This is a genomic window from Pseudomonas sp. NPDC089918, assembly GCF_050280605.1.
Classification (GTDB): domain Bacteria; phylum Pseudomonadota; class Gammaproteobacteria; order Pseudomonadales; family Pseudomonadaceae; genus Aquipseudomonas.
In genome coordinates, this window is record NZ_JBNNVP010000042.1 from 24,372 (window position 1) to 44,512 (window position 20,141).

The 20,141-nt window shown below is 58.7% G+C and carries 19 protein-coding genes; 14 read left to right on the forward strand and 5 right to left on the reverse strand.

Annotated elements, in window-relative coordinates:
* Window positions 1–90: 90 nt before the first annotated feature.
* From panB to ACQKPC_RS24395, 8 genes are all read left to right on the forward strand, one after another.
* The gene (panB, locus tag ACQKPC_RS24360) at window positions 91–891 is read left to right on the forward strand and encodes a 3-methyl-2-oxobutanoate hydroxymethyltransferase (RefSeq protein WP_008068507.1); all 801 of its coding nucleotides are present in this window, start codon (window positions 91–93) and stop codon (window positions 889–891) included.
* Window positions 888–1,748 (forward strand): pantoate--beta-alanine ligase, encoded by an 861-nt coding sequence (panC, locus tag ACQKPC_RS24365; protein ID WP_427626842.1) that lies wholly within the window; start codon window positions 888–890, stop codon window positions 1,746–1,748. The genes panB and panC overlap by 4 nt, the downstream gene beginning before the upstream one ends.
* Before the next feature lie 245 nt (window positions 1,749–1,993).
* A complete protein-coding gene (gene panD / locus ACQKPC_RS24370) occupies window positions 1,994–2,374 on the forward strand; it encodes an aspartate 1-decarboxylase (RefSeq protein ID WP_427626843.1) in 381 nt (126 codons plus the stop codon).
* 231 nt (window positions 2,375–2,605) lie between these two features.
* On the forward strand, window positions 2,606–4,270 hold the full coding sequence (pgi, locus tag ACQKPC_RS24375) for a glucose-6-phosphate isomerase (protein ID WP_427626845.1): 1,665 nt from the start codon (window positions 2,606–2,608) through the stop codon (window positions 4,268–4,270).
* A gap of 202 nt (window positions 4,271–4,472) precedes the next feature.
* The gene (gene acs, locus ACQKPC_RS24380; protein WP_427626847.1) at window positions 4,473–6,410 is read left to right on the forward strand and encodes an acetate--CoA ligase; all 1,938 of its coding nucleotides are present in this window, start codon (window positions 4,473–4,475) and stop codon (window positions 6,408–6,410) included.
* A 238-nt stretch (window positions 6,411–6,648) separates the two neighbouring features.
* Window positions 6,649–7,665: a class I SAM-dependent rRNA methyltransferase gene (locus ACQKPC_RS24385; RefSeq protein WP_427626849.1), complete on the forward strand. Its 1,017-nt coding sequence runs from the start codon at window positions 6,649–6,651 to the stop codon at window positions 7,663–7,665.
* Between the two features lie 61 nt (window positions 7,666–7,726).
* Complete coding sequence (locus tag ACQKPC_RS24390) at window positions 7,727–10,717, forward strand: DUF748 domain-containing protein (protein ID WP_427626851.1); 2,991 nt, start codon at window positions 7,727–7,729, stop codon at window positions 10,715–10,717.
* On the forward strand, window positions 10,717–11,013 hold the full coding sequence (locus ACQKPC_RS24395; RefSeq protein ID WP_427626880.1) for a DUF2845 domain-containing protein: 297 nt from the start codon (window positions 10,717–10,719) through the stop codon (window positions 11,011–11,013). The genes ACQKPC_RS24390 and ACQKPC_RS24395 overlap by 1 nt, the downstream gene beginning before the upstream one ends.
* A gap of 339 nt (window positions 11,014–11,352) precedes the next feature.
* Here ACQKPC_RS24395 and ACQKPC_RS24400 read toward each other — a convergent pair whose 3' ends face one another.
* Window positions 11,353–11,709 (reverse strand): BON domain-containing protein, encoded by a 357-nt coding sequence (locus tag ACQKPC_RS24400; RefSeq protein WP_007901973.1) that lies wholly within the window; start codon window positions 11,707–11,709, stop codon window positions 11,353–11,355.
* 316 nt (window positions 11,710–12,025) lie between these two features.
* A complete protein-coding gene (locus ACQKPC_RS24405) occupies window positions 12,026–12,448 on the reverse strand; it encodes a pilin (RefSeq protein ID WP_008068485.1) in 423 nt (140 codons plus the stop codon).
* A 226-nt stretch (window positions 12,449–12,674) separates the two neighbouring features.
* Here ACQKPC_RS24405 and pilB point away from each other — a divergent pair, with 226 nt between their 5' ends.
* From pilB to yacG, 5 genes are read left to right on the forward strand one after another with little or no spacing between them, the layout of a single operon-like run.
* Window positions 12,675–14,375, forward strand: coding sequence for a type IV-A pilus assembly ATPase PilB (gene pilB, locus ACQKPC_RS24410; RefSeq protein ID WP_427626854.1), 1,701 nt, complete (start codon window positions 12,675–12,677; stop codon window positions 14,373–14,375).
* Between the two features lie 2 nt (window positions 14,376–14,377).
* Window positions 14,378–15,595: a type II secretion system F family protein gene (locus tag ACQKPC_RS24415; RefSeq protein ID WP_427626856.1), complete on the forward strand. Its 1,218-nt coding sequence runs from the start codon at window positions 14,378–14,380 to the stop codon at window positions 15,593–15,595.
* A gap of 1 nt (window position 15,596) precedes the next feature.
* Window positions 15,597–16,469, forward strand: a complete 873-nt coding sequence (locus tag ACQKPC_RS24420; RefSeq protein WP_427626858.1) for a prepilin peptidase — start codon at window positions 15,597–15,599, stop codon at window positions 16,467–16,469.
* On the forward strand, window positions 16,466–17,089 hold the full coding sequence (gene coaE, locus ACQKPC_RS24425) for a dephospho-CoA kinase (RefSeq protein WP_123497164.1): 624 nt from the start codon (window positions 16,466–16,468) through the stop codon (window positions 17,087–17,089). The genes ACQKPC_RS24420 and coaE overlap by 4 nt, the downstream gene beginning before the upstream one ends.
* Window positions 17,086–17,286 (forward strand): DNA gyrase inhibitor YacG, encoded by a 201-nt coding sequence (yacG, locus tag ACQKPC_RS24430; protein ID WP_008015124.1) that lies wholly within the window; start codon window positions 17,086–17,088, stop codon window positions 17,284–17,286. The genes coaE and yacG overlap by 4 nt, the downstream gene beginning before the upstream one ends.
* Before the next feature lie 9 nt (window positions 17,287–17,295).
* Here the strand turns inward: yacG and ACQKPC_RS24435 are convergent, their stop codons facing one another.
* Window positions 17,296–17,511 carry a hypothetical protein gene (locus ACQKPC_RS24435; RefSeq protein ID WP_237886718.1) on the reverse strand — a complete coding sequence of 72 codons (216 nt, stop codon included), beginning with the start codon at window positions 17,509–17,511 and terminating at the stop codon, window positions 17,296–17,298.
* A gap of 63 nt (window positions 17,512–17,574) precedes the next feature.
* Window positions 17,575–18,264 (reverse strand): energy-coupling factor ABC transporter permease, encoded by a 690-nt coding sequence (locus tag ACQKPC_RS24440; protein ID WP_427626861.1) that lies wholly within the window; start codon window positions 18,262–18,264, stop codon window positions 17,575–17,577.
* Window positions 18,265–18,587: 323 nt separating this feature from the next.
* On the opposite strand from ACQKPC_RS24440, the gene ACQKPC_RS24445 reads away from it, so the two are divergent.
* A complete protein-coding gene (locus tag ACQKPC_RS24445) occupies window positions 18,588–18,830 on the forward strand; it encodes a DUF2790 domain-containing protein (protein WP_427626863.1) in 243 nt (80 codons plus the stop codon).
* A gap of 8 nt (window positions 18,831–18,838) precedes the next feature.
* Here the strand turns inward: ACQKPC_RS24445 and ACQKPC_RS24450 are convergent, their stop codons facing one another.
* Complete coding sequence (locus ACQKPC_RS24450) at window positions 18,839–20,107, reverse strand: OprD family porin (protein WP_427626865.1); 1,269 nt, start codon at window positions 20,105–20,107, stop codon at window positions 18,839–18,841.
* Between the last annotated feature and the right edge of the window lie 34 nt (window positions 20,108–20,141).

The following is a 20,141-nucleotide window of genomic DNA, read 5'->3' on the forward strand; positions in this document are numbered from 1 at the left end:
GCACCACGAAAGAAGGTGCGCCTGTATAAATGACGAATCACGCGCGTTACTCGCAGTAGTTTCCATAGCGCCTGTAATGAGGATTTTTTCATGCCAGCCATCACCCTGACCACGCTCCAGAGCCTCAAGCAGAAAGGTGAAAAGATCACCATGCTGACCTGCTATGACGCGACCTTCGCCCACGCCTGCAACGAGGCTGGGGTTGAAGTGCTGCTGGTGGGCGACTCACTCGGCATGGTCTTGCAAGGTCACGACAGCACCCTGCCGGTGACCACCGCCGAAATGGCCTACCACGTGGCAGCCGTCAAACGCGGCAACACCGATGCCCTGATCCTCGCCGACCTGCCCTTCATGGCCTACGCCACCCTCGAACAAACCATGACCAACAGCGCCCTGTTGATGCAGGCCGGTGCACACATGGTCAAGGTTGAAGGAGCATTGTGGCTCGCGGACTCGATCCGTCTGCTGGCCGAACGTGGCATCCCTGTGTGCGCGCACATGGGGCTGACGCCGCAATCGGTCAACATCCTGGGTGGCTATAAAGTCCAGGGCCGCAACGAGAACCAGGCGCGGCAAATGCGTGCCGACGCGATTTCCTTGGAACAGGCTGGTGCGGCCATGCTGCTGCTTGAATGCGTGCCCAGCGAACTGGCCGAAGAAATCTCCCAGGCGGTGAAGATCCCGGTGATCGGCATCGGCGCCGGCAGTGGCACCGACGGCCAGGTGCTGGTCCTGCACGACATGCTGGGCTTGTCCATTACAGGCCGCGTGCCGAAATTCGTGAAGAATTTCATGACTGGCCAAACCAGCGTCCAGGCAGCCTTGAGCGCTTACGTCACTGAAGTCAAAGCGGCGACTTTCCCTGGCATCGAACACGGATTCTCTGCATGAACACCGTAAAAACCGTACGCGAACTGCGGGCCGCCGTGGCCCGCGCCCGTAGCGAAGGCAAGCGCATCGGCTTCGTGCCGACCATGGGCAACCTGCACAGCGGGCATATCGCGCTGATTACCAAAGCCACCCAACGGGTGGATTTCGTGGTCGCGAGCATTTTCGTCAATCCGCTGCAATTTGGTGCCGGCGAAGACCTCGACAAGTACCCGCGGACCCTGGCCGCCGATCAGGAGAAACTGCTCCAGGCCGGTTGCCATCTGCTGTTCGCACCGACTGTCGAAGAAATGTACCCCGATGGCATGGCCGGTCAGACCCGCGTCAGTGTTCCGCAACTGTCCGAGGGCCTGTGCGGCGCCAGTCGTCCGGGGCATTTCGAAGGGGTGGCGACCGTAGTCAGCAAGCTATTCAATATGGTCCAGCCGGACTTGGCGATCTTCGGCCAGAAAGACTTCCAGCAACTGGCGGTGATTCGCGCCCTGGTGCATGACTTGAACATGCCGATCCAGATTATCGGTGAGCCTACCGTACGTGCAGCCGACGGTCTGGCGCTGTCGTCGCGCAATGGTTTCCTCAGCGAAGAACAGCGGGCCATCGCGCCGGTGGTCTATCGCACCCTGACCCATATTGCCGATGCAATTAAACAGGGAGAGCGGGATTACCCGACGTTGATCAACGAGCAGATCAAACAGCTTGAAGCCGCTGGCCTGCGTGCGGATTATCTGGAAATTCGCCATGCGCTGACCTTGCGTCCGGCGACGGCGGAAGATCGGGATCTGGTGATTCTGGTGGCGGCGTTCCTGGGCACGACGCGGTTGATCGACAACCTGCATCTGAACCTCGACGCACCAGCCTGAGCACCGCAAAACCAATGTGGGAGCGGGCCTGTGGCGAGGGGGCTTGCCCCCGTTTGAGTGCATAGCACTCACAAGATCTTTGGTACATCAGAGATTTTGGGGCTGCTTCGCAGCCCAACGGGGGCAAGCCCCCTCGCCACAGGCCCGCTCCCACATTAGATCTACGTCGTTTCCAGACTGTATTGCTGCCTCCAAAGCCTTCGGGCAAACTGCCCGCCGTTCGATTCCGACCTGGGGAAACACTCATGCACGCCATCATGCTCAAGGCCAAGCTGCATCGCGCCGAAGTTACCCACGCTGTACTCGATTACGAAGGCTCTTGCGCCATCGACGGTGAATGGCTGGATCTGTCCGGCATCCGTGAGTACGAACAGATCCAGATCTACAACATCGACAACGGCGAACGCTTCACCACCTACGCGATTCGTGGCGAAGAAGGTTCGCGCATGATTTCGGTCAACGGTGCCGCGGCGCACAAGGCCAAGGTCGGCGACCGAGTGATCATCTGCGCCTACGCCCACTACAGCGAAGCCGAACTGCTCAACTTCAAGCCGCGCATGCTCTACATGGCGCCGGGTAACGAGTTGAGCCACACCAGCAATGCCATTGCGGTTCAGGTCGCCTGATCGAGCCGACGCCCCTGTCAGCCTTCCGTTTGTCGGACCGCTCCCTGTTTAAATGTTAAAAAAGTACCGGGAGCAGGTCAGACAAAGTCAAGACAGATTGCAGCGCGAGGTTTACTGTATTCGCCCTGCGCCATGAAATCGTGTCGACGCAGTTGACCGGACGCCCACCCACAGCGCTCCGGGATTTATCGTGTTCAAAAGGCCGTTCAAGTAAAAAGGAAAACCGCAGCGATGGCGTATTACCGCACCCCTCACGACGTTACCGCTCTGCCCGCCTGGCAAGCGCTGAATGACCACCGCCAAGCCATGCAGGATTTCAGCATGCGCGAAGCCTTTAATGCCGATCCGCAGCGTTTTACTCAATTCACCCTCAGCAGCTGCGGCCTGTTTCTCGACTACTCGAAAAACCTGATCAACGCCGAGACCCGCAACCTGCTGGTGGGCCTGGCCAACGAAGTCGACCTCAAAGGCGCGATCAAAGCGCTGTTCAATGGCGAAATCGTCAACTCTTCCGAAGGCCGCCCCGCCCTGCACACCGCACTGCGCCGCCCGGTGGGCGACAAGCTGTCGGTCAACGGCGTCAACGTGATGCCCGACGTGCATAAAGTGCTGAACCAGATCACCGACCTCGTGGGCCGCATCCACGATGGTTTGTGGCGCGGTTACACCGAGAAGCCGATCACTGACGTGGTCAACATCGGCATCGGTGGCTCGTTCCTCGGCCCTGAACTGGTGTCCGAAGCGCTGCTGTCCTACGCCCAGAAAGGCGTGCGCTGCCATTACCTGGCGAACATCGATGGCAGTGAATTCCACGAACTGACCATGAAGCTGCGCGCCGAGACCACACTGTTCATCGTCTCGTCGAAATCCTTCAACACCCTCGAAACCCTGAAAAACGCCCAGGCCGCACGCGCCTGGTACCTGGCTCAGGGTGGTTCGGAAGCCGAGCTGTACCGTCACTTCATCGCCGTATCCAGCAACAACGCGGCAGCGGTAGCGTTCGGTATTCGCGAAGAAAACATCTTCCCGATGTGGGACTGGGTTGGCGGGCGTTACTCGCTGTGGTCGGCTATCGGTTTGCCGATTGCATTGGCCATCGGCATGTCGAACTTCAAAGAGCTGCTGTCCGGTGCCTACACCATGGACCAGCACTTCCAGAGCGCGCCATTCGAACAGAACATGCCGGTACTGCTGGCGTTGCTCGGCGTCTGGTACGGCAACTTCTGGGGCGCGCAAAGCCACGCGATCCTGCCGTACGACCACTACCTGCGCAACATCACCAAACACTTGCAACAGCTGGACATGGAATCCAACGGCAAGAGCGTACGCCAGGACGGCACGCCAGTGTCCACCGATACCGGCCCGGTGATCTGGGGCGGCGTCGGCTGCAACGGTCAGCACGCTTATCACCAGTTGCTGCACCAAGGCACCCAACTGATTCCGGCCGACTTTATCGTGCCAATCGTCAGCTTCAACCCGGTGTCCGACCACCACCAGTGGCTGTACGCCAACTGCCTGTCGCAAAGCCAGGCGCTGATGCTGGGCAAGACCCTGGGCGAGGCCGAAGCCGAACTGCGCGACAAGGGCTTGAGCGAAGAGGAAGTACAAAAAGTCGCGCCGCACAAGGTGATCCCGGGCAACCGTCCGAGCAACACCCTCGTGGTCGAACGTATCAGCCCGCGTCGTCTCGGCGCACTGGTGGCGATGTACGAACACAAAGTCTTCGTGCAAAGCGTGGTCTGGGGCATCAACGCCTTCGACCAGTGGGGCGTGGAGCTGGGCAAGGAACTGGGCAAAGGCGTCTACAACCGCCTGGTCGGCAGCGAAGAAACCCCGGCCGACGATGCCTCCACCCAAGGCTTGATCAACTACTTCCGCGGTCGTCACCGCGGGTGATTTGAGACTCTTTCCCACAGGTCATCACTGACCCTGTGGGAGCGGGCTTGCTCGCGAAAGCGGTGTATCAGTCGACACCAATGTTGAATGACACACCGCTTTCGCGAGCAAGCCCGCTCCCACATTGGTTCTATGTACACTTGAACTCAAAATTCACAGGGCGCATCTTTATTACTTGTTGCAACAAGAATAAGGAACCGTCATGTTCGATATCAGCACGTTCCCCAAAGCCGATGCCGTCCGCCGGGCTGCACAGTTAAGTCAAGACGACTACCAACGCCTGTACCGCCAATCCATCGAGCACCCCAGCACCTTCTGGGCAGAACAGGCCACACGCTTTCTCGACTGGAGCGCGCCGTGGCAAACCGTCCAGCGTTACGACCTGAAAACCGGTGAGGCGAGCTGGTTCGCTGGTGGACAGTTAAACGTCAGTTACAACTGCATCGACCGTCACCTGGAAAAACGCGGCGATCAAATCGCGATCATCTGGGAAGGCGATGACCCCGCCGAATCCGCCCAGATCACCTACAAAAAACTCCATCACAACGTCTGCCGACTGGCCAACGTGCTCAAAAGCCGTGGTGTGAAGAAAGGCGACCGCGTGTGCATCTACATGCCGATGATCCCCGAAGCCGCCTACGCCATGCTCGCTTGCGCGCGAATCGGCGCGATTCATTCGGTGGTGTTCGGCGGCTTCTCTCCGGACTCGTTGCGCGACCGGATTCTCGACGCCGATTGCCGCACCGTGATCACTGCCGACGAAGGCGTGCGCGGCGGTAAATTCGTGCCGCTCAAACAGAACGTCGACACGGCGCTGCAAAGCTGCCCCAACGTGAACACCGTGATCGTGGTCGAACGCACCCAAGGCCAGGTTAACTGGGTCGAGGATCGGGACATCTGGTACCACCAGGCTTTGCGCGACGTCAGCAACGACTGCCCGCCAGAGCCTATGGACGCCGAAGACCCGCTGTTCATCCTCTATACCTCCGGCAGCACCGGCAAACCCAAAGGCGTAATGCACACCACTGGCGGCTACTTGCTGCAAGCCGCCATGACCTTCAAGTACGTGTTCGACTATCGCGACGGTGAAATCTTTTGGTGTACCGCCGATGTCGGCTGGGTCACCGGCCATAGCTACATTGTCTACGGGCCGCTGGCTAACGGAGCGACCACGCTGATCTTCGAAGGTGTGCCGAGCTACCCCAGCACCTCGCGCTTCTGGCAGGTGATCGACAAGCACCACGTGAACATCTTCTACACCGCCCCGACTGCCCTGCGTGCACTGATGCGTGAAGGCCCCGAGCCGTTGAAGGAAACGTCCCGCGAGAGCCTGCGGTTACTCGGCACCGTCGGCGAGCCGATCAATCCGGAAGCCTGGGAGTGGTATTTCAATACAGTCGGCGAGCAGCGCTGCCCGATTGTCGATACCTGGTGGCAGACCGAAACCGGCGGCATCATGCTCAGCCCGCTGGTCAGCACCCAACGGATCAAACCCGGTTGCGCCCCCCAACCGATGTTCGGCGTGCAACCGGTATTGCTCGACGAACACGGCAAGGAAATCAAAGGCGCCGGCAGCGGCATACTGGCCATCAAGTCCAGCTGGCCGGCGCAGATCCGCAGCGTCTACGGCGACCCGAAACGGATGATCGAAACCTACTTCAAGCCCTACCCCGGCTATTACTTCACCGGCGACGGCGCACGTCGCGACGAGGACGGCGATTACTGGATCACCGGGCGCATCGACGACGTGATCAACGTCTCCGGGCACCGCATCGGCACGGCCGAAGTGGAAAGCGCCCTGGTGCTGCACGACAGCATCGCTGAGGCCGCCGTGGTCGGTTACCCCCACGACGTCAAAGGCCAGGGCATCTATGCCTTTGTCACACCCATGAATGGCACCGAACCCAACGACGAACTGAAGAAACAATTACTGGCGCATGTCAGCAAGGAAATCGGCAGCTTTGCCAAACCGGACTTGATCCAGTGGGCGCCGGCCCTGCCGAAAACCCGTTCGGGCAAGATCATGCGACGAATTCTGCGCAAGATCGCCTGCAACGAACTGGACAGCCTGGGTGACACCTCGACCCTCGCCGACCCGAGCGTGGTGCAAGGGCTGATCGATCAGCGGCTGAACCAATGAACTCGTGTTGTGCATCGGCTGAGGCCAAGGCGTAGCACTGCGAGCGAAAGAGCTTAAAAGCTTCGCGAGCAAGCCCGCTCCCACATTGGATTTTTGAACGTCATACATCCAGTGTGGGAGCGGGCTTGCCCGCGAAGACGGCCTCGCAGCCAGCACATCCCTCACATTTGCCCACAAAACTCAAAGCCCATAGCTGTTAAACTCCCGCGCCCCAATTCCCTCCTGCAAGGCGCCCAGCATGTCTTCCTTGAATCAGGCGCTGCGCGCCGCCCTCGATCATCGTCAGGACCTGCTTGCCGAGCTGCATCAGCAAGGCACCGATTGCTATCGCCTGTTCCACGGCAGCCAGGAAGGCGCCGGCGGCCTGACCATCGACCGCTACGGTCCGCAACTGTTGGTGCAGAGTTTTCATCAGGCGCTGGAGCGTGACGCTCTGCTGCAACTGCACGAGATCGTCAATCAGCAGTTGGGCCTCGACACCCTGCTGGTCTACAACGACCGTTCCCGTGGTAACTCGCGCATCGACCGCGAAGACACCGTCTACCGCGCCGACGAAGCCGCCCTGCAAGATTTGATCGGCCACGAATGGGGACTGAACTACCGGGTTCGCGGGCGCCACGCTGGCCAGGACCCGTTGCTGTTTCTCGATCTGCGCAACGCTCGCGGCTGGGTCAAGGCGCACAGCAAAAACAAAAGTGTGCTGAACCTGTTTGCCTACACCTGTGGCGTCGGCCTCAGCGCCGCGGCGGGTGGTGCGAGCGAGGTGTGTAACCTGGACTTTGCCGAAGGCAATCTGGCGGTCGGTCGTGAGAACGGTCTGCTCAACCCGCAATTGCCGACGATGGAATTCATCCAGTCCGATTATTTCCCGGCGATTCGTCAATTGGCCGGTCTGCCGATCAGCCAGCGTCGCGGCCAGAAACTGCCGAGCTATCAACGTCTGGACCCGCGTCAGTACGATTTGGTACTGCTTGATCCTCCGGCCTGGGCCAAGAGTGCTTTCGGCACGGTCGACCTGTTGCGCGACTACCAGAGCCTGCTCAAACCGGCGCTGCTGACCACCGCCGACGATGGCGTACTGATCTGCTGCAACAACCTGGCGAAGGTCAGCATGGACGATTGGCGCGAGCAGGTTTTGCGCTGCGCAGAGAAGGCTGGGCGCCCGGTGCGTGAGTGGACAGCGCTGACACCGGGCAGCGATTTCCCATCGTTGGATCAGCAGCCGCCACTGAAAACGCTGATTCTGCAGCTCTGAAAATTCGCACCGATAATCAGATAAATCCTATAAAGCCTGGTTGCTTCGGAACCGCAAACGCATGCCATACTCCAAGGCACTCCGATTCCGACAGATGAAGCCGCACATGCCCAAAGGATTGATTCGCGCTATCGGCGCCTTGTTGACTGCCCTGGCTCTTTATAGCCTGTTGGGATTTCTGATTTTGCCGGGCATCGCGTTGCGAATCGCCAACCAACAATTGGCCAACTACGCCACGACGCCCGCCACGATTCAGCGGATCGAACTCAATCCGTTCAGCCTTGAAGTCACCCTTTGGGGCCTGGTCATCGGCGAGCCGGGCAAAGAGCAAGTGGGCTTCGAACGTCTGTACGCCAACCTGCAGATCGATAGCCTCTGGACCAAGGCGCTGCACTTGTCCGATATCGAACTGGACAAACCCAAGACCGAAATCCTTTTCGGCAAAGACGGCAAACTCAACCTGCTCGGCCTGTTCAAAATCCCCGCCAGCGAACCGACCCCGGTCGATCCGGACGCCAAACCATTCCCTCTGCGCGTGGAGCGAATCAAACTGGCCGGCGGCTCCTTACATTTCGAGGATGCACGGCCCAGCGAACCCATCGAGTTCCTCTATGACAAACTCGATTTCGAACTGAAAAACCTCAGCACCCTGCCTGAAGACAGCGCCGACATGACGTTGGTCGCCATCGGCCCGGCAGGTGGACAGATCGACTGGACCGGTAATTTCAGCCTGATCCCGATCGCCTCCGAAGGTAAGCTGAAAATCACCGACGGCAAGATGAAATCCTTCTGGCCCTATGTGCGCGATGCTGTGCCACTTGCACTCGAAGATGGCGTCATCAGCCTCAGCACCGACTACAAACTCAACCTGGCCAAGGAAACCGAACTGCTGCTAAGTAACGTTGCCGTCAGTGTCGCGCCTTTCGCCATCAAGACGCCGGACGGTCGACCGATGGCGAAGCTCGAGCGGCTGGACATCAGCGAAACCACCGTAGACCTGGCCAAACAGCAAGTGGTGGTCGGCAAGATCCGTAGCAAAAAACTGGAAACCTGGGCCGCCCTCGAAGCCGACGGGCAACTCGACTGGCAAAAACTGTTCGCCAGTCAGCCGTCCAAAGCGGCCAACAAAGCCAATGCCGAGCCAGCCAGCGCGCCGGCAGTGGCCGATTCGCCGAAGCCTGAACCGACCGCGCCGAGCAAGCCTTGGCAGGTGCTGCTCAAAGACGTGCAGCTACGCGATTATCAGGTGCACCTGGCCGACCGCAAGGCACAACCGGCGGTGGCGCTGGAGCTGGGTCCGCTAAACCTGGACCTGCAAAATTTCGACAGCCTCAATGGCTCACCTTTCAACCTCAAGCTCGACTCCGGCGTGGGCAAGCAAGGCAAGATCACCGCGGACGGCGTGGTCAATCTGGCCCCGATCAGCGCCAAACTGAACGTGCAGACGAAGGACATCGACCTCCGTGTCGCCCAGTCCTACATCAACCCGTTCATTCGTCTCGAATTGCGCAGCGGAATGCTGGGCAGTGATCTGGCGGTCGACCTGAAAAGCACCGAACCGCTGGCGTTCAGCGTCACAGGCAAAGCCCAGGTCGATCAACTGCATACCCTCGACACTCTGAAAACCCGCGACTTCCTCAAGTGGCAACAGTTGGTGCTCGAAGGCCTTAACTATCAGCATGGCGACAGCCTGTCGATCGACAAGGTCAACTTGTTCCAGCCTTATGCACGCTTCATGATCAACGATGATCGCACCACCAACGTCGATGACCTGTTGATCCCGCAACCGGCCGACGCCGGCGCCACAACCACCGCTGCGGCCAAACCGGCAGCCGGAAAAGAAAAACCGCTGGGCATCCACATTGGCGGCATTGCCATCAATGACGGTTCGGCAAACTTCGCCGACTTCAGCCTGACCCCGAACTTCGCCACCGCCGTTCAACAGCTCAACGGGAAGATTGGCACCATCGACAGCCGCCAGGCAAAACCGGCCAGCGTCGACGTCAAGGGCAAGGTCGACCGCTATGCACCGGTGACCATCAAGGGTTCGGTCAATCCGTTCGACCCGATGGCCAGCCTGGACATCGCCACCAGTTTCAAACGGGTGGAATTGACCACTTTGACGCCCTACTCCGGCAAGTTCGCCGGTTACCGTATCCGCAAGGGCCGGCTCAATCTCGACCTGCATTACAAGATCACCAACGGCCAGCTCCTGGCCGAAAACAAAGTGGTGGTCGAGCAGTTGCAACTGGGTGAAAAGGTCGACAGCCCGGACGCGGTGAGCCTGCCACTGAAACTGGCGATTGCCTTGCTCAAGGATGTCGACGGCAAGATTTCCATCGAACTGCCGGTGAGCGGCGACCTGAACAACCCTCAGTTCAGTGTCATGCCTATTATCTGGCAGACCCTGCGCAACCTGATCGTGAAAGCCGCCGCAGCGCCATTCAAAATGATTGGCGGGCTGGTCAGCGGCGGTGGTTCGGAAGACTTGGGCAGCGTGGCATTTGCACCGGGTTCCAGTGACTTGAGCAAAGACGCCGAAGCGGCGCTGGTCAAACTGTCCCAAGCGCTCAAGGAGCGTCCGGCCCTGCGCCTGGAAATCGAAGGCACCGCCGCCAAGAGCAGCGACGGCCCGCTGATTGCCGAGCAACGCCTGGAGCGGGAATACCAGTACAACTACTACAAAATGCTCCAGCGTCGCGGTGACAAAGTACCGGCCCAAGCCTCGTTGCTGGACGTACCGGACAACGAGAAAGGCCCGCTGCTTGAAGGGATCTACCGCACACGCCTCAAGACCCAGCCGCCCGCCGAATGGAAGGATCTGGGCAAGGAAGAACGCAGCAAAAAAATGCGGGAAGACGTGATCGCGTTCTGGAGTTCCAGCGAGGTGCTGTTGCGTCAACTGGGGCAAGAACGGGCCAGCAGCATCAAGGATTATCTGGTGGACAAGGGGCAATTGGCCGATGACCGCGTGTACTTCATCGATGCCAGCCTCGGCGAGGCAGAAAGCGATGGCCGCGTTATCACGCCCATGCATCTGGATGCCGAATGATGGGCGCACATTGGCTTCTGAGCCTGTCTCTGTTGCTGGTTGCCGGCCAGGCAGCGGCGGCCGATACCTTGCGTTGCGGCAGTCAATTGATCAGCGTCGGGGACAGGTCCAGCGAAGTGCTGCAAAAATGCGGAGAGCCCGTTGCCCGCGACTTGCTGGGCTACAAGCGCAGCGCCAATCGACGGGAAGAATTTCAAGTCGAGGAATGGACCTACGGGCCCAACAGCGGGATGTACCAGTACCTGCGCTTTGAAGGAAACAGGTTGGTTCGAATCACCAGCAAGCGTGGTAATTGAATCCACCACAAACCAATGTGGGAGCGGGCTTGTGTGGCGAGGGGGCTTGCCCCCGTTGGGGTGCGGAGCGCCCCTGAAACCGGGCTCCGCGATCTTGAATGGGAATGCGGTGACCGGTTTACGATTGCTTCGCAATCGAACGGGGGCAATACCCCTCGCCACACAAGCCCGCTCCCACAGTTGTTTTACGTAGTCCGCAATAGAACAGGCCCCGACACGAATGCCGGGGCCTGTAATGGCCACGTCCTTGTAGCCTTCGCATGAACTCTCAAGTAGCGGCAGACGTATGACTCGGCCCGTCTACCGCACCTTCTCCCGGTCCAGGCGAGAAGCCTTGTCTTACTCGGATTTCAGGCCGTCAGCGGACACCGCTTTGACGCCTTTGATTTTCTTGGCGATAGCCACGGCGGTTGTTTTCTGAGCATCTGTCAGAACGGTCATGGAAGACAGGGAAACAACGCCTTTGTTGGTTTCGACTTTGATGTCGGTGCCTGGGATGCCTTTTTCGGTGACCAGGTCTGCTTTGACTTTGGTTGTGATCCAGGTATCGGAAACATCCTCTTTCGCTTCAGTGACTTCACCGGCGGCCAGCATCATGGGTGCCTGAGTCGCCTGGGTGGTCTGTGCGAATGCAGCGTTGGCCATGGTCAGGGTCAACGCGGTAGCAGTAGCGGCAGCGATAGCGAACTTCTTCATACGAGTAACTCCTGTATTTCTGGAAAGTCTGCTGCGTGTCTTGTCAGCAGGGTTACAGGAGATAGTGCGAACGCTGTGCCAACTGTCAGATAAAAAATAAATAGTTATAAATCAATAAGTTAGATAAAAAGACAATTTCCGAAATCATGCAAAATGCATGACTGATAAATTATCTACATGCAACTTGCGGGTTTTAACGCAGGCCTAAGGCCATGAATTGTCGGGGGTTTCTTGATAATTCGAACAACAGGGGAAAAGACGAACAAAAAAATGCCCCGCGTCGTGAGAAGCAGGGCATTGGCAGGATGACAATGGATCAGCCAGCAGCGGCAGCACCCGTGCAGCCTTTAGGAGCATATTCCTGTTCAGCCGTGGTGGCGCACGTCCAACCACCAGCGAGTGTGCGTGTTAGCGTAATGGTTTTGCTGAGTACCGGTCCTGGAGCATTGAGGATCGTGCAACCGATAGTACCTGCGCCGTCAGCGGCGGTACCCGATGCTGTAATTGTGCAATTACCTGTGGTCGCCGTACCGCCGATCAGAGCGAGGGTCGGATTAGTACCTTGGTTGATAATGTCTTCGAAAGGCACTTTCAGTGCCGAGATTTCTGCAAGAGCAGCGGTCACTTTCGCCCGCGCCTGGTACTTCGAATATTGCGGCAACGCAAACGTCGCCAGAATCCCGATGATCGCCACCACGATCAGCAGCTCGATCAGAGTAAAACCTTTTTGATTTTTCATAGACAGGCTCCATGCATGAGTCGAAATCTCATGATCTGAACAAGGCACAGCACAGGTCATGCCAAGTTGCGTGCGCCCCTGCCTGCTGGGCGCGAGATCGCGGCAAAGACCTTTCCTACTCCAAGGATCCGCACTATCTGACACTTTTTGTCACCTCACCCCGGCTGGTTTGGTTCCACTGCTTGACTAGGCTATAAGTCATTCACTGTCTGCGTCCGGTATCCCAATGAATGACATCGCCCTTAGCGGTCTGGCCAAGCAATTGGTACTGGCCGAACTGATCACTGACCAAAGTGCGCAACAGGCGTATCAACAAGCCCAACGCAATCGAATTTCGCTGGTCAGCTATCTGGTGCAAAACAAACTGCTGAAAAGCTGGCAGGTCGCCGAGGTGGCCTCGGAGCATTTCGGCATGGCCCTGCTGGACCTCAACTGCCTGGACAAGGACACTCAACCCCGAGGGCTGGTCAGTGAGAAGCTGATCCGCCAGCACCACGCCCTGCCCCTCTGGCGGCGTGGTAACAAGCTGTTCGTGGGGATTTCCGATCCGACCAATCACCAGGCCATCAACGACATCCAGTTCAGCACCGGGCTGAGCACCGAAGCCATTCTGGTGGAGGAAGACAAGCTCAGCGACGCCATCGAAAAATTCTTCGACAACCACTCCACCGGCCTGGAAGACATGGCCGATGTCGACCTCGACGGGGTGGACATCGAGTCGGTCGATGACCAGAAACAGGACTCTATTGTAGGGCAAGATGCCGATGATGCGCCGGTGGTGCGCTTCGTCCACAAGATGTTGCTCGACGCGATCAAGAGCGGTTCTTCCGACCTGCATTTCGAGCCCTATGAAAAAATCTACCGCGTGCGCATGCGCACCGATGGCATGCTGCGGGAGGTCGCCAGGCCGCCGACGCAACTGGCCAACCGCATTGCCTCGCGGCTGAAGGTCATGGCCAGTCTCGACATCTCCGAGCGGCGCAAACCCCAGGACGGGCGAATCAAGATGCGGCTGTCCAAAAGCAAGTCCATCGACTTCCGGGTCAACACACTGCCGACCTTGTGGGGCGAGAAAGTGGTAATCCGGATCCTCGACCCGTCCAGTGCCCAAATGGGCATCGATGCCCTCGGCTACGAGCCCGACCAGAAAGCCCTGTACATGGCCGCGCTCAAGCAGCCACAGGGAATGATCCTGGTGACCGGCCCCACAGGCTCGGGCAAGACCGTGTCGCTCTATACCGGGCTGAACATCCTCAACACCGTCGACATCAATATTTCCACTGCCGAAGACCCGGTAGAAATCAACATCGAAGGCATCAACCAGGTCAACGTCAATCCCAGGCAGGGACTGGATTTCGCCCAGGCGCTGCGCTCGTTTCTGCGTCAGGACCCGGACGTGATCATGGTCGGCGAAATCCGCGACCTCGAAACCGCTGAAATCGCCATCAAGGCTGCCCAGACCGGGCACATGGTGCTTTCCACTCTGCACACCAACAGCGCCGCGCAAACCCTGACCCGCCTGCACAACATGGGAATTCAGGGGTTCAACATCGCGACCTCGGTCAGCCTGATCATCGCCCAGCGCCTGGCGCGCAAATTGTGCAGTCATTGCAAAAAACCCATCGAGATTCCCCGCGAGGCGTTGCTCAAAGAAGGCTTTCCCGAGGAACGCATCGGCTCATTCACGATCTATGAACCGGTCGGTTGCGATCAGTGCAACAGCGGTTACAAAGGGCGGGTAGGGATTTATGAAGTGGTAAAGAACACCCCAGAACTGCAACGGCTGATCATGGCCGAAGGCAATTCACTGGAAATCGACATCCAGATGCGTAAGGACGGCTTCAACGACCTGCGTACTTCGGGCCTGCTCAAGGCCATGCAAGGCATCACCAGCCTTGAAGAAATCAACCGGGTCACCAAGGACTGAACATGGCGGTCAAAACAGCGAAAATCAGCGTATATGCCTGGGAAGGCACAGACAAAAAAGGCACAAAAATGACCGGCGAATTGACCGGCCAGAATCCCGCGCTGATCAAGGCCCAGTTACGCAAGCAAGGGATCAACCCGGGCAAGGTGCGGAAAAAAACCGCGTCCATTTTCAGTGCCGGCAAACGCATCAAGGCCCTGGACATTGCCCTGTTTACCCGGCAGATGGCGACCATGATGAAAGCCGGCGTACCGTTGCTGCAATCGTTCGACATTATCGGCGAGGGCTTCGATAACCCGAACATGCGCAAACTGGTGGACGAGGTAAAACAGGAAGTCGCGGCCGGTAACAGCTTCGCCGCGGCCCTGCGCAAAAAGCCCCAGTATTTCGATGAGCTGTACTGCAATCTGGTGGATGCCGGCGAGCAGGCCGGTGCTCTGGATACCCTGCTGGAACGGGTGGCGACCTACAAGGAAAAGAGCGAAAGCCTCAAGGCCAAGATCAAGAAAGCCATGACCTACCCGCTGGCGGTGGTGTTCGTCGCGATCATTGTGACCGGGATTCTGCTGGTCAAGGTTGTGCCGCAGTTCGAGTCGGTGTTCTCGGGGTTCGGCGCCGAACTGCCAGCGTTCACCGTGATGGTCATCGGCTTATCAGAGTTCCTGCAGGCCTGGTGGTGGATGGTGCTCGGCATGTTGGGTGCGCTGATTTTCGGCGTCCACCATGCCTTTAAAAAGTCCCCGGGCTTTCGGGACCGAATGGACACCTGGCTGCTGAAACTGCCGTTGGTTGGCGCGCTCATGTACAAGTCCGCCGTGGCCCGTTACGCCCGCACCTTGTCGACGACGTTCGCCGCCGGCGTGCCACTGGTCGAAGCCCTGGATTCAGTGGCAGGCGCAACCGGCAACATCGTGTTCAAGCGAGCGGTATTACGCATCAGGCAGGATGTTTCCACCGGCATGCAGCTGAATTTTGCGATGCGCACCTCCGGTATATTTCCGAACATGGCGATCCAGATGACGGCCATTGGCGAAGAGTCTGGCGCACTGGATGACATGCTCGACAAGGTCGCGAGCTTCTATGAGGACGAGGTGGATAACATGGTCGATAACCTGACCAGTCTGATGGAGCCTTTCATCATGGTGGTGCTGGGGGTTATCGTCGGCGGCCTGGTGGTTGCAATGTACCTGCCCATCTTCCAACTTGGCTCAGCGATCTGATATGTCCTTGAACGAATTTCTGAGTCACAACTCACTGGCCTTCGTGATCACCACATGGGTGATCGGTTTGCTGATCGGCAGTTTTCTCAACGTGGTGGTCTGGCGCCTGCCGAAAATGCTTGAGCGTGAATGGCGCTTGCAAGCCCATGACGTCCTGGATTTGCCACCCGAAGCCCCCGGCCCGGCTTACAACCTGATATTGCCTCACTCCGAGTGCCCCGACTGTGGCCATCGGATTCGAGCGTGGGAAAACATTCCCGTGCTCAGTTATCTGTTTTTACGCGGGCGATGCTCGAACTGCGCGACGCCGATCAGCAAACGTTACCCGCTGACCGAACTGGCCTGCGGCGTGCTGTCAGCGTTCGTCGCCTGGCATTTCGGTTTCGGCTGGCAGGCCTGCATGGTGCTGGTCCTGAGCTGGGGCCTGTTGGCGATGAGCCTGATCGACGCCGAACACCAGCTGTTGCCGGATGTGCTGGTGCTGCCGTTGATATGGCTGGGATTGATCGTCAACAGTTTCGGGCTCTTCGTGTCACTGCATGACGCGCTCTGGGGTGCGGTGGCCGGCTACATGGCGTTGTGGACGGTGTTCTGGCTATTCAAGCTGATCACCGGCAAGGACGGCATCGGCTACGGTGACTTCAAGCTCTTGGCGATGCTCGGCGCCTGGGGCGGCTGGCAGACCCTGCCACTGACCATCCTGCTGTCATCGCTGCTGGGCGCCATCATCGGGGTGATTTTGCTGCGCCTGCGGGATGCGCAAACCTCGACTCCGCTGCCCTTTGGCCCCTATCTGGCGATTGCCGGCTGGATTGCCTTGCTCTGGGGTGGTCAAATAACCGGCTTCTATTGGCAGTTTGTCGGTTTGAAATGAATACCCCTGTGGAAAAACCCTGGATTCTCGGCCTGACCGGCGGCATCGGCAGCGGCAAAAGCGCGGCCGCCCAGCACTTCATCGATCTGGGCGTGCACGTGGTGGACGCCGATCATGCGGCTCGCTGGGTGGTAGAACCCGGTCGCCCGGCACTGGCGAAGATCGCCGAGCACTTTGGCCCCGGCGTGCTGCAAGCCGACGGCCAACTGGATCGCGCGGCGCTGCGCAAGCTGATCTTCGAAGTGCCGGATGAACGCCGCTGGCTCGAAGCGCTGCTGCATCCGCTGATCGCCGAAGAAATCACCCACCATCTGGCCAAGGCACAATCGCCTTACGCGATTCTGGTTTCGCCGCTGCTGATCGAGTCCGGGCAGTACGCCATGACCCAACGGGTTTTGGTGATCGATGCCCCGGAACAGTTACAGATCGAACGCACCCTGCAGCGTGACCAGACCAGCGAACAGCAGGTCCAGGCGATCCTCAAGGCCCAGTCCAGCCGACAGGACCGCGTGAGCCATGCCGACGATGTGGTGGTCAACGACCGCGACCTCGCCTGGCTGCACAGCGAGGTCGAACGCCTGCATCACTTTTACCTTACTTTGCGTGGAGGCCAGTCATGAGCCAAACCCCAACCGTCGATTGCCCAACCTGCGGCGCCCCTGTCGAATGGAGCCCCGAAAGCAAGTTCCGGCCATTCTGTTCGGACCGTTGCAAACTGATCGACCTGGGCGCCTGGGCGTCGGAAGAACACAAGATCCCGGTGCCTCCCGATGCCGAGGACGAGATGTTCAGCGGCGACTTCGACCCGCGCCACTGATCCCGCCCCTCAGGGCCGCATAAAGCCATAGTCCTGGCCCTCGTCGAGGTTCTCGGCGAGAAACCGCAACTCATCGGCCAGGTCTTCCATATTGCGTACCGCCTTGCTCTGCTGCACCACCGCACTGAGCAAGGCGCGCAGGCTCAATCCCGGATCGAAGCCCACCTCTTGCGCCACATCCAGACTCTGACGCAACTCCTGCCGGGCCCACTCATACACACTCATGCCATTGCTCCTGAAGGTTTTCCAGAGCATGGATTCGGCAACGCTTTTTGGATTTGATGTGGATCAAGATTTGGGATCGTCGTCCTTCCAGGGCGCTGAAAGGTAGCGCGTGCGATTGAACGTCTCCAGCCATTCGGGACAGAACACCACCAATGCGCTGACCACCATGCCGTTGATAAACGCTTCCGGGAAAATCAGTAGCCACAGGTAGCCGACAAAATCTGTCAGCCAGTACGGCATGGCGAAACGTTCGTCATACCACAGCAGCGTGAGCGCCAGAGTCAGGCACAACAGGGCCGACAACGCAGCGGCAAAAAAACCCGAACAGAAGATGTACACAAAGGGGTTACGCGGCTGCGCGCGTTCGACCAGGATGGCGCAGCACTCGGTGACCAGCACCGGCAGCAGAATCAGCAGCGCGCCATTGACCCCCATGGCCGCCATGTCCTGCCGCCCCAGCAGGACCAATCCCGCTTGCGCGACCAACCCGCCGACAATCGCCAACGGCCAATCCAGCAGTAACGTCACCGCCGTCATGCCGATGAAGTGATAGGACACGCCGGTATCAAAGTCTCGTCGCACCAGCCAGAGCATGAACAGCGCGAACACCGTGCCGAACAATAGATGCTGGCGGCGACTGTCGCTGAACAGTTCGACCCAGGGTGCTCGCGCAATGGCCCAGATCAGCACCGGTGCATAGATCAACCACCCCACCGTCAGGGTTTCGGAGGACAGTAACTCGGCACCGATCATGGCTGGGCACACTCCCTTGTCTTGCCGAAAGAGAACAGGCCCTCAGTCTACCGCCCTTCGACTTTGCTCTGGAGGGGTGTTTTAGGATTGGGGGGCGTATCCGTTTCTGCGGTAATGGCGGCTCTTTTCTGATCGTGTACATATCCGTTGCTGCGGTAATGGCTGCTTATGGTCGCCATTACCGCAGAAACGGATATGTACCCGATAAAAAAGAACCAGCGATTGTTACGTTTCCTGTAAAGCTGAATCAGACCCAGCCCCCTTTATCACCCACGGACAAAGCCTAGAATTGAGCCATCGGAATCAACACGGAGTAAGGAAAAATGAAAACCTTGATCAGCCTGTTTTTGACCCTCGCCGCCACCTCGGCCCTGGCCGCCGGCAACGAGCCAGCCGCCACCTCGTACAACCCGGTGCAGCCGTTGGACATCGCCAAGGTGGTTTCAGTGACGAATACTGCAACCGCCTGCGGGGTTGTGCCTGCGACCATGGAGTACGTCGATCATCAGGGCCAGGCCCATCGCGTGACGTACGAAGTCATGGGTGACTGCACCACAGATCTGTGACCGCGGGCTCATAACAGCTTCCACGTGTAGCTGAGGATCAGGCGGTTTTCGTCGATATCACTGCGGTAGTTGGAACGCGCCATCACATTGCGAACACGGATGCCGAGGCCTTTGAGGCTGCCACTCTGCAGCACATAACCGATGTCCAGATCGCGCTCGCGGTCCTTGCCTTCAAAGCCCTTGCCGGTGTCGACGTTATTGCCGGTGATGTAACGCACGGTGCTGGTCAGCCCGGGCAAGCCGAGGGCCGCGAAGTCGTAGTCGTAACGCGCTTGCCAGGAGCGTTCATCGGTGTAGGCGAACTCGTAGGTCGGTACCTCGTTGCCCAGCGGTGAAATGTTGGCAAACACCCGCGGGAAGGCGCTGTCGCCGAACATGCCCTGATAGCCGACATAAAACGTGTGGCCGCCGCGCTTGGCCGACAGCAAGGAGAAGAACGCCTGGTTGTCGATATTGCCCAGCAACTTTTTGCCGTCTTCACGCGAATCGTAATAGCCAAGGTTGGCGCCCAGGGTCCAGCCTCCCAACGGCTCGCTGTGCTTGAAGCCGAGAAAGCGCTGGTTGTAGATATCTTCCAGTTGCCCGAACCAGGCACTGACCGAACTGCGCTTGTCATTGAAGGCGTAGTCGGCGCCAGCAAAGTTGAAACCATCGCTGCTGACCTGACGCTGCGGAACATGACCGAGCATGGCTTGCATCTTTTCGTCGCCGGCCTCGTTGCGCAGGCTGGTTGAATTCAAGTGGCCGCCTTGCAAGGTCAGACCATCGATTTCATTGGAGCTGATGCTTGCGCCCTGATAGCTGGGCGGCAGCAGCCGGATATCGCTGAAGGCCAGCACCGGCACGTTGGGTTGCAACTCACCCACTTTCAGCTCGGTCTTGGAGTAACGCATCTTCAGCGCACCTTCCAGACGGCTGTAATCATCTGCCGCGCGACCATCATCGTGCACCGGCAGCAAACCGGTATTGACCCGGTCCGGGCTGCTATCGAGTTTGAGGCCGAGCAGGCCGATGACATCCACACCAAAACCGACCGGGCCCTGGGTATAACCGGATTTGACATTGAGGATGAAGCCCTGCGCCCACTCTTCGGCCTTCGACTGTTGATTGGCCCCAACGATGTCGGAAAAGTCCCGGCTGAAGTAATAGTTACGCGCCTGCAAGGTGGCCGTGGTGTCTTCGATAAAGCCCCCCTCGGCGGCCATTACGCCACTGGAAAAACCCGAGACGACCGCCAGGGACAACACTGAACCGGTTGCTGGAAAGATCTGTTTCATCGCTGTTCTCTTATTGTTATTGATCGACAGGTTG

What these genes read in the sequence shown, in the direction of transcription:
- yacG (WP_008015124.1), top strand. Translation starts at nt 17,086, where the DNA reads ATGAGCCAAACCCCAACCGTCGATTGCCCAACCTGCGGCGCCCCTGTC.
- ACQKPC_RS24395 (WP_427626880.1), top strand. Translation starts at nt 10,717, where the DNA reads ATGGGCGCACATTGGCTTCTGAGCCTGTCTCTGTTGCTGGTTGCCGGC.
- ACQKPC_RS24385 (WP_427626849.1), top strand. Translation starts at nt 6,649, where the DNA reads ATGTCTTCCTTGAATCAGGCGCTGCGCGCCGCCCTCGATCATCGTCAG.
- ACQKPC_RS24435 (WP_237886718.1), bottom strand. Translation starts at nt 17,511, where the DNA reads ATGAGTGTGTATGAGTGGGCCCGGCAGGAGTTGCGTCAGAGTCTGGAT.
- ACQKPC_RS24415 (WP_427626856.1), top strand. Translation starts at nt 14,378, where the DNA reads ATGGCGGTCAAAACAGCGAAAATCAGCGTATATGCCTGGGAAGGCACA.
- panC (WP_427626842.1), top strand. Translation starts at nt 888, where the DNA reads ATGAACACCGTAAAAACCGTACGCGAACTGCGGGCCGCCGTGGCCCGC.
- ACQKPC_RS24445 (WP_427626863.1), top strand. Translation starts at nt 18,588, where the DNA reads ATGAAAACCTTGATCAGCCTGTTTTTGACCCTCGCCGCCACCTCGGCC.
- panB (WP_008068507.1), top strand. Translation starts at nt 91, where the DNA reads ATGCCAGCCATCACCCTGACCACGCTCCAGAGCCTCAAGCAGAAAGGT.
- ACQKPC_RS24440 (WP_427626861.1), bottom strand. Translation starts at nt 18,264, where the DNA reads ATGATCGGTGCCGAGTTACTGTCCTCCGAAACCCTGACGGTGGGGTGG.
- acs (WP_427626847.1), top strand. Translation starts at nt 4,473, where the DNA reads ATGTTCGATATCAGCACGTTCCCCAAAGCCGATGCCGTCCGCCGGGCT.
- ACQKPC_RS24405 (WP_008068485.1), bottom strand. Translation starts at nt 12,448, where the DNA reads ATGAAAAATCAAAAAGGTTTTACTCTGATCGAGCTGCTGATCGTGGTG.
- ACQKPC_RS24390 (WP_427626851.1), top strand. Translation starts at nt 7,727, where the DNA reads ATGCCATACTCCAAGGCACTCCGATTCCGACAGATGAAGCCGCACATG.
- ACQKPC_RS24450 (WP_427626865.1), bottom strand. Translation starts at nt 20,107, where the DNA reads ATGAAACAGATCTTTCCAGCAACCGGTTCAGTGTTGTCCCTGGCGGTC.
- coaE (WP_123497164.1), top strand. Translation starts at nt 16,466, where the DNA reads ATGAATACCCCTGTGGAAAAACCCTGGATTCTCGGCCTGACCGGCGGC.
- ACQKPC_RS24400 (WP_007901973.1), bottom strand. Translation starts at nt 11,709, where the DNA reads ATGAAGAAGTTCGCTATCGCTGCCGCTACTGCTACCGCGTTGACCCTG.
- panD (WP_427626843.1), top strand. Translation starts at nt 1,994, where the DNA reads ATGCACGCCATCATGCTCAAGGCCAAGCTGCATCGCGCCGAAGTTACC.
- pgi (WP_427626845.1), top strand. Translation starts at nt 2,606, where the DNA reads ATGGCGTATTACCGCACCCCTCACGACGTTACCGCTCTGCCCGCCTGG.
- pilB (WP_427626854.1), top strand. Translation starts at nt 12,675, where the DNA reads ATGAATGACATCGCCCTTAGCGGTCTGGCCAAGCAATTGGTACTGGCC.
- ACQKPC_RS24420 (WP_427626858.1), top strand. Translation starts at nt 15,597, where the DNA reads ATGTCCTTGAACGAATTTCTGAGTCACAACTCACTGGCCTTCGTGATC.